Source organism: Variovorax sp. P4_B11 (assembly GCF_056402355.1).
This window is the reverse complement of the sequence record NZ_JBFUHO010000009.1, coordinates 157,334-164,534: the sequence shown is the minus strand read 5'-3', so window position 1 is coordinate 164,534 and position 7,201 is coordinate 157,334. Positions and strand designations below refer to the sequence as shown.

Annotated in this window: 7 protein-coding genes and 1 pseudogene; 1 reads left to right on the top strand and 7 read right to left on the bottom strand. The window is 62.8% G+C overall.

The window, feature by feature from the left end:
- From AC1DYD_RS11985 to AC1DYD_RS11960, 6 genes and pseudogenes are all read right to left on the bottom strand, one after another.
- A pseudogene (locus tag AC1DYD_RS11985) lies at positions 1-413 on the bottom strand (glycosyl transferase family 51); the annotation flags it as partial.
- A 237-nt stretch (positions 414-650) separates the two neighbouring features.
- On the bottom strand, positions 651-1,160 hold the full coding sequence (locus tag AC1DYD_RS11980; protein WP_478172956.1) for a BON domain-containing protein: 510 nt from the start codon (positions 1,158-1,160) through the stop codon (positions 651-653).
- 147 nt (positions 1,161-1,307) lie between these two features.
- Positions 1,308-1,547, bottom strand: coding sequence for a response regulator (locus tag AC1DYD_RS11975; RefSeq protein ID WP_478172955.1), 240 nt, complete (start codon positions 1,545-1,547; stop codon positions 1,308-1,310).
- Between the two features lie 57 nt (positions 1,548-1,604).
- Positions 1,605-2,714 carry an OmpA family protein gene (locus AC1DYD_RS11970; protein WP_478172954.1) on the bottom strand — a complete coding sequence of 370 codons (1,110 nt, stop codon included), beginning with the start codon at positions 2,712-2,714 and terminating at the stop codon, positions 1,605-1,607.
- Between the two features lie 457 nt (positions 2,715-3,171).
- Positions 3,172-3,513 carry a hypothetical protein gene (locus AC1DYD_RS11965; RefSeq protein WP_478172953.1) on the bottom strand — a complete coding sequence of 114 codons (342 nt, stop codon included), beginning with the start codon at positions 3,511-3,513 and terminating at the stop codon, positions 3,172-3,174.
- A gap of 117 nt (positions 3,514-3,630) precedes the next feature.
- Positions 3,631-4,191, bottom strand: a complete 561-nt coding sequence (locus AC1DYD_RS11960) for a BPSL1445 family SYLF domain-containing lipoprotein (RefSeq protein ID WP_478172961.1) — start codon at positions 4,189-4,191, stop codon at positions 3,631-3,633.
- 434 nt (positions 4,192-4,625) lie between these two features.
- Here AC1DYD_RS11960 and AC1DYD_RS11955 point away from each other — a divergent pair, with 434 nt between their 5' ends.
- Positions 4,626-5,894, top strand: a complete 1,269-nt coding sequence (locus AC1DYD_RS11955; RefSeq protein ID WP_478172952.1) for a D-alanyl-D-alanine carboxypeptidase family protein — start codon at positions 4,626-4,628, stop codon at positions 5,892-5,894.
- Positions 5,895-6,059: 165 nt separating this feature from the next.
- Here AC1DYD_RS11955 and AC1DYD_RS11950 read toward each other — a convergent pair whose 3' ends face one another.
- Positions 6,060-7,106: a GlxA family transcriptional regulator gene (locus AC1DYD_RS11950; RefSeq protein WP_478172951.1), complete on the bottom strand. Its 1,047-nt coding sequence runs from the start codon at positions 7,104-7,106 to the stop codon at positions 6,060-6,062.
- Positions 7,107-7,201: the final 95 nt, after the last annotated feature.

Here is a 7,201-nt window from a genome sequence, read left to right as displayed (position 1 = left end):
TACACGCGCGCCGGCACGCGCGTGTGCAGCAGCGTTGCATCGCGGCAGTCGCGCACGGTCAGGCCTGCCTGGTTCTTCTCCCGGTAGGGGATGAAGAGCTTGCGCTCCTGCAGTTCGATCAGCCGCGGCGACATGCGGGCCTGGCGGGTGATCGCGAAGCCCAGGGGCTCCAGGTGCTCGATGAAGTTGGGTAACTGGTCGTAACCCAGCCGCTCATCGTAGGGCCCGGTGTGGGGGAAGCGGATGGTATCGCTGGGCCCGGCGCCGACGCTGAAGCGGGCACCGCTGGCGAGGTCGCGCCACAGGGCCGATTGCAGCCGGGAAGTCTTCAATTCGTCCAGCGTGAATGCGGCAAGCGCACCCACGACGGCGAGCCCAGCGCCGACCCAGAAAGCCCTCTTGAACCATGTCATGCTCTGCCTCGCACACAGCCCGCACCGTGGGTTCGTCAATGGCGATGATGCGCTTGCCACAGCCACTTGGCTTGTGCTCGACGGTCTTCAATGTCGCAAAAAGTTCTATGTGAAGCACGACCCAGGCGCACGTCGAAGGCGAGCAGGGGAGTGCGGCGAAAGTCGTCACGATCGGCGTAGCCGATCGCGATGCGACGACGCCTTGGGCAGCAGCCCAAGCTTCCTTCACTGGCGCGCTCAGGTCCGACGACCCGCGCGTTGGATGAGCCGGGAAACAGTAGCCGCCCTGCTGCGGGGTCGCAGGTTGAGTTTGTCGCGAACCCCGCGGACACCGCTGACGCTGCGCACCGTTTCCTCGACGATCGCGCGATGAAAATCCCACTCGACCTCGCCGCGCAGCGTGACGAAACCGTCTTCGACGTCGAGCAACAGGTCCTCCACAGGTACAACACCGTTCCACCGCAGGCGTTGCACGGTTGCCAGCGCGATCTGGAGATCCGAACGCGGGTGCCTCGTCTCGGGCATCACATCCAACGCGAGGACCAGCGCACGCACACCCTTGACCGCATGGGCGGCGCGATCGACCGCCAGCCTTTTCGCCCAGCTCTCCACACGGCCGGCCAGCATCGCCACGCCATCGGAGACATCCACCTCGAGATCGACGTCTTGCGTGCCAGCGTCGCGCCCGAGTGCAACGAGGATCTGACCACGTAACGCTTGGTCGGCGAGGGTGACCTTCGTTTCCATGTCCTGCATTCCTCATCGTTCAGAAGGGCGCGCGACAGCGCCGAAAAGGGAAGCCTACTTCGAGAGTGACGCGCACGAATTGATCGGGCGCAAACCTTCTTGTCGTCAACTCAGGATCGATTTCTCGACTTGTCCATCAAGGATCGTTCACTCCCGAGGGCGACTTGAAACCATGGAACCACTCGTTGAGGTCGCACGTCGCGGCCACGAAGTCCTCTCAGCGTGCATGCTCAGCACCAGAACGCGTACATCGGAGAACTCAGCCTCGATGCGCAGCATCAGCTCAAGCCCGTTCATCCCCGGCAGGGAAAGGTCGACCAGTGCCAGGGCGAACTCACCCTCTTGCAGCACCTCGAGCGCCTGAATACCCGTCTCCGCTTCGGTCAAGGCCCAGCTGCTCGCGTTGAGCGACCTCTATACAGAGGTCACTCAAGCTCGCGCACTCTAGAGCCCCTGCTCGCCTGTGGCGCGGATATCCACGCGGCGGTTCGGCTCAAAGCAGGCAATGAGCGCAGTGCGGGTCTTGGCCTTGCCCTGAGCCCTGCAATCGGCTTCGGTGATCTTGAGCTCCGCCGGGCCGCGGCCTTCAGTCTGGATGATGTTGGCCGGCACACCTTGGCTTACCAGGTAGTCGCGCACGGAGTTGGCCCTTGCCACGGACAGGCGATTGTTGAACTCGAGGCTGCCGATCGGGTCGGTGTGCCCGACGATGGAAATCGCGCGCAGCCGGATGCCCGAGGATTTGAGCTCCGCGAGCGTGTTGTCGATGCGGGTGCGGCCGGCAGGCGTCAAATCCGACTTGGCGAACGCGAACGTGCCGTCGGCCTTGAGTTCAAAGTTGCGCGCTGCCGGCGGCGGCGGCGGTGGGGGCGGTGGCATTGCCGCAGGCGGGGGCGCAGGCGGGGCCGCCTGCGCCACGCGCGGGGCGGGCCCGAAGGGGATCTGCAGGCCCACCGAGAACAGCCAGTCATTCATTTGCCCCCGCCGGTTGTCAAGCCTGGCGACGTTGGCGTTGTCTACATAGCGGTAGCGTGCGTCGGCCACCAGGCGGCCCCAGGAGGAGAACGGCCAGACGATGCCGAGGCCCGCGTTGGCCATGAAACTCGTGCTGCTGTCGCTGCCGATAAACGTCTCCACCTTGTTGTCGATGGCGCCGATGCCGCCCACGAGATAGGGGTGCACGCTGTTCGACTGCCAGCGGTTTATCCCCTCGCGGCCCAGGAAGAACCACTGTGCGTCGAGCGTGCCGCTCCAGTTCTTGTATTTGTCATTCCTGCCAAAGACGCCAAAGCTGCTGACTTTGCCATCGAGTTCCTCGTACTGGCCGCGCAACTCGATGTTCCAATTGGGGCTTATGGGCTTGCCAATGGACACTCCTCCGCCCCAACCGTTGTCGGCGTTGCGGTCACCGTCCGGATGGATGTATGCGCCGAATGGCGTGATGTACCAGCGGTCGTCGAAGTACCGATCCGCTGTGTAAGTGGTCTGCGCAAGGCAGGCACCGTACGGGAAGGCGAGCGCGCAGCAAGCTGCGAAGGTGCGTCGGTCTAACATGAAAGCCTCCTGACGTGGTAGGAAGGCCAGTGTTGGGAGAGCTTCAGTCGAAGCAAATAAGCCGAATGATAGATGGGCAAGCCGGAAAATCGGCGTATACGCAACTGGACTTGACAGGACTGGATTGGACTGGACTTGACCAGGACTTGACCAGGACTTGACGCTATTCCACGGACGGATTGGGACTTGATTCTCAAGTCAAATCACTCTTCCACAGGGGGATCAGGTGTTTGCGATATCAGGTGAACTTCAAAGCCAAATGCGTCACTCTCCCCGTTGACGCATGGCACTTTTGGTTTCAAATCTTCAGCGCTCAAGCTGCGTAAGTTGCGCGTCGGCAACGTCGAACGATTCAATTTTGAAAGCTAAGGACTTGCCGCACTCTTGTCCGGGATCAACCGCTGGCCTACGCGGCCCAAGTTTCACGCCCTGACGCGAGCCCGGTGCGGCGCGTTACTCATTGGAGCACCCTGCAGTTGCCGAACTCGCAACGGATCGCGATCGAGTGGCCGTTGCTGCAGGGCACGCTGTAGGTCTCGAAGCCGGGGCCCTTGGCACTGAGGCTTGCCAAGGGCTGGGCGGCGCAGGCTCGGTTCTTGGCGAGCTTCTCGGCGTTGTAGGTGTCCCGGCCGGTGGGCCTAGATGCAGGCATGTGTGCGACCGGTACAGCTTGCGCTTGCGCTTGCGTGGGCGCGGCGCCGGCCACAGCTTGCGGGCCGTACTCGGCCTCCGGCATGTTCGGTGCTGCGCATCCTGCAAGCAGTGCGATCGCGGTAAATGAACAAATGATCATCCGCATCGTCTACTCCTCGTTGCTAGGACGCACGGGAAGGCGATCAACCGATGGCCGACTCGCCGCGGCGTCTTCGGTGGGCCAGCGCGATTGGCGCAGCACGCTGCGCCGATGGCACGCCTGTCAGTCCAGTTTCGAGATCTTGGAGCCTTGCAGGCTGACGTCCGCCATCAGCCCGCTGTTGGTCGTCACATAGGCAACCACTGGCGCCTGCGTTGTCATGGTGCTCACGCCCGTGTCCGCGCCCGTCTTCATGACCGCCACGGATGCATCGACTCCCGCCGTCCATCCCTTGCTCGCGCGGAATTTGTCGAGAGCGTCCTGGGTCATGAACATCAGGATCACGGACTTGGACTGCGCGCCTGCTGTCAGTCCGATCGAGGCGGAGGCCATCTTGTAGTAGTCCACAGTGCGATTGGCCATGCGCAAGCTGCCCTCGCCGTATTCGCCACCGACGATGAGGCCACCCGCCGCTACGGCGGGAAACACCAGCACGCCCTGAGCCTTCTGGGCCAGTTCGCGCGAGCCCGGAGCCTGGGTGTGCAGGCGAGTCAGGGCAGTATCTACCCTGGCGTCGATGTCCCGCCGTTTGGCGGCTTCCTCCTGCGGTGATTTGGACGCACAGCCGGCTGCCAGAGTGACCGCGACTCCCGCGGCTACGGTTAGGAAGGCTCGACGAGACATCATTGGCTCCTCATTGATCCGGAAAAGCAAGTTTCGTCCCGCCGACAAGAACAGGCAAGTCCGCATGTCCGCTCTCGCGACCAGCATGCTGGATTTCTCCACCGGCTTGACCTCGGAACACCGAAGCTCCAGCGCACCCGGACGTCTCAACCTGCTGAATCTGCCAGGCCCCTCTCGGCTCGCGCCTTCACCACTGCTGCAAGATCGCCATTGGCGCCGCATCGAGCGCCTCCTGTGCCCGAACCAATTCTCATTCGCCCGGCCGCAGAAGGCGACTTCGTTGCCTGGATGCCTCTGTGGGACGGCTACAACTCGTTCTACGGCCGCCCGAGGTCCCAAGAAAATCGCGAAGAAGCCAGTTGCCGTCGCCTGAACCTTCTCGCCTCATTTCGATCGCCTATGCACGATCGAAAATCGACACGCGATCCGCGACAATGCTCGTTTTGCCCCTGACCATCGTGAAAACCAAGCATCTTTCCACCCTCTCCGTCGTCTTCGCAATCGCCGCGGGGGCCCTTGGACCGTACTCGGCGTCCTACGCGGCCTCGAACCATGCCGCCAAGCCCGCAGCCCACAAGAAGCCCGCGGCTGGCGCGCCTGCCTCGGCGCCAGTCGCAGCACCGGCCGCTGTTGCCGGCGGCCCGCCGGTGCTGCCCGCCAAGGCATGGCTGCTGATGGACTTCGACTCCGGCGAGGTGCTCGCCTCGGAGAACCCCGATGAAGCGCTGCCGCCGGCGTCACTGACCAAGATGATGACCAGCTTCCTGATCGAGCAGGCACTTCGCTCGGGCAAGCTCAAGAAGGACGACCTTGTTTCGGTCAGTCAGAACGCCTGGTGCCGTGGCTCGAGCACCGAGTCGTGCATGTACCTGCCGCTCAATAGCCAGGCCACGGTGATCGACATCCTGCGCGGCATCATCATCCAGTCTGGCAACGACGCGTCCAAGGCGATCGCCGAGCATATGGCCGGCTCCGAAGAGGGCTTCGCCAAGCTCATGAATGCCGAAGCCCAGCGCCTCGGGATGACGCACACGCATTTCGTGAACGCGACGGGGCTGCCCGACCCGGAGCACAAGGCGTCTGCGCGCGACCTCGCGATCCTGGCGCGCGCCATCATTCGCGACAGCGCCGACTTCTATCCGATCTACGCGGAGCGCGAGTTCAAGTACAACAACATCAAGCAGGGAAATCGCAACGCCCTGCTCTACACTGATCCCACGGTCGACGGACTGAAAACCGGCCACACCCAGGAAGCGGGCTACTGTCTCGTCACTTCGTCCAAGCGCAACGGGATGCGCCTCATCACGGTGATTCTCAACACCAACAGCGCGCAGGCGCGTGCCGACGAGACGCGCACGCTGCTTGGGTGGGGCTTCAGCAGCTTCGAGAAGGCCACCCCCATTCAGCCTGACACGGTGGTAACGGCGGCCAAGGTCAACTTCGGCAAGGCCGACACGGTTCCCGCGGTTCTGGCGTCGTCATGGACGGTGACCGTGCCGCGCGGCCAGCAAGTGCAGACCTCGGTGCAGATCAAGCCGGACCTGCAGGCGCCGGTGACCAAGGGTGCGGTGATCGGCAAGGTGGTCGCGAGCTCGAATGGCAAGCCGGTGGGGGAAACCCCGCTGGTCGCACAGGCTGATGTGGAGCGCTCGGGCCTGATGCTTCGCTCGTGGCAGCACGTGACCAAGTTGTTTGGCAAGTGAACGACCGCCTGCGCGGTGCGTCGTGATCTCGTGTGCCGCGGGCGGCCAGCTTGAAGAAGAAGCCTGAAAGGTCTTCCACGGCGCCGCCTGAGCGATGGATTCATCCCAGCGGACTTCGGCACACGGCCTCGGCCACGAGCGGACTTTCACCGGCGCTCTACCACTCTAAGTGACGTCGAATCCGTCAGACCCAGGGGCAGCCATCGCGAAGCGTTGTGCATACTCTTTGGGGGTCACTCCAAGGCGGCGGACAAACGCCCTCCTCAAGACGTCCACGCTCTGATAGCCATATCGGCGCGCAATCGATTCCAGTGACCGCCCTCCAAGCTCCAGCGCTTGGCAAACTGCTTCGAGCCGCACCTCTTCAACGTACTTCGCAGGCGTGGTCCTCATCTCTCGTTGGAACATCCGCACCAAGGTTCTGACACTGGTGCTTGCGACCGCAGCGAGCATCTCGACCGTTATCTCCTTGCCCAGATGTTCGTTTACCCAAAGACGCAGGCCATCGAGGACAGGGCTCAGCCCATTCTGGGCCTGGAGTGAGACGCTGAACTGAGCTTGTCCTCCCGGTCGTCGAAGAAACAAGACCAAGCCCTTTGCCAGCTCCAACGCAACAGCGTTGCCCAGGTCTTCACCGACCAGTGCGAGGGCGAGGTCGATTCCAGCCGAGATTCCCGCGGACGTATAGAGGTTTCCGTCCTTCACCCAAATCGGATTCGGGTCAACCAGGACTGCAGGGTAGCGCTCGGCAAGCTGATTTGCCATGGCCCAATGGGTTGTCGCTCGGCGGCCATCGAGCAGCCCGGCCTCTGCCAACGCAAACGCGCCAACACATATCGAGCAAACCCGCCTGATGGTTTTGGCTCGGACGCGTAGCCAATCGATAGCAGTGCTGTCCAAGTGCTCCAGCGAGCCCGTGCCAGTGGCCACGATGAGCGTGTCGATAGGCCTTCTTGCGCGGCGCTCGTCGGCCAAGCTCCGGTGCCCCCTGAGACCGATACCCGTGTCGCTTTCCAGGTACACGTCTGTGCCCGCACTCACCAGCTCGAGCGCGTAGGGCGCGGTTTCTCCAGTGTGCAGCTTGTTGGCCAAGGCAAACACCTCTGCCGGCCCTATGACATCAAGAGCGTCCACCGGTGGCAGGCCCAGGATGACCACCCGCTTTTGAGCGGGCCCGATAGGGGTGCTTCCAAGCTTCGTTCGCTTGTTCATCAGGCCTCCGGCGTCGAAAAAGCAAGACTTCATTCTGGCACAAATCGTCTGAAGAATGTCTTTTGCGCCACCCCTGCGGTCTTTAGACTTGAGCC